The sequence below is a fragment of the Crenobacter intestini genome, assembly GCF_004919095.1.
Classification (GTDB): Bacteria; Pseudomonadota; Gammaproteobacteria; order Burkholderiales; family Chromobacteriaceae; genus Craterilacuibacter; species Craterilacuibacter intestini.
Genome location: NZ_STGJ01000044.1, coordinates 319 through 1265 on the forward strand (window position 1 = coordinate 319; position 947 = coordinate 1265).

The window sequence follows — 947 nt, forward strand, 5'->3', positions numbered from 1 at the left end:
GTGTTCAGGCTGACCATCACATTAAGCGAGGGGAGTCCCCTCGCTTTTCAACCGCGCCGGCCTGGCGCCCCCCCTTACCACTTCAAGGGCACGCCGAAACCACCCGACACCTGCGTCTTGCTGCCGCTCACGCCCACGCTCAGGCTGAGCGACTTGCCGCTCTCCAGCGTGCGCCCCAAGGCCAGCGCCAGTGCGCCATGCCCGGCAAAGCTGGACAAGCCTACCCCGATACCTTGAACCTGCATCGCGTTGGTCACCGCCGCCGCGTTGGCGCCGGCCAGCGAAATGCCCGCGCGGTACTCGCGCTGGTTGCTCTTGACCGAGTCTTCCAGGCTATCCATGCGCTGATCAAACTGGCTGCCCAAGTCACGGGTGAATTGCTGCAATTGCCCGAGGTTGACCGCATCGGTCTTGCTGGTCGCATCCGCCACATTCACGATGCGGCGTTCCGCACCGGCAGCCCCCACGCTCACGGTGTCGGATTCGGTCGCCACCGAACCGTTACCCAGCGCGACCGCATTTTTGGCATTAACCTTCACTTCGGCATTATTGCCCAGCGCCACCGCGAATTCGCCACGCGCTTTGGCTTCATCCCCGATCGCAGTGGTGTTGGTGCCAGACGCAGCACTGTTGACGCCGATCGCCACAGACGACTTGGCGTACGACCCCGCACCGATCGCGATACTGTTGGCCTTGTCGGCCTTGGCCTCCGCACCGATGGCAATCGAGTTCTTCTCACCCGAACTCTGGGCACCCGCCACACGCAAGGTGCCTTCCTTAAGCACATCCAGCGCCTGATCTGCCTTGGTTTCGGCACGTTGAGCCGTGGTCTGGGCCGTGGTCGCTTTGGCGTCGGCTGTAGCGGCTGCGGTCTTGGCTTCGTTGGCGGTAGTCTGCGCGGTGCTGGCTGCGGTCTTGGCATCATCGGCGGTGGTCTGCGCGGTGCC

At 64.0% G+C, this 947-nt stretch carries 1 protein-coding gene; it reads right to left on the bottom strand.

Translation table 11 applies throughout. The features are described from left to right. Positions 1-74: 74 nt before the first annotated feature. Positions 75-947, bottom strand: an 873-nt coding sequence (locus E5K04_RS16590) for a YadA family autotransporter adhesin (RefSeq protein ID WP_328591048.1), incomplete at its 5' end; no start/stop codon positions are given.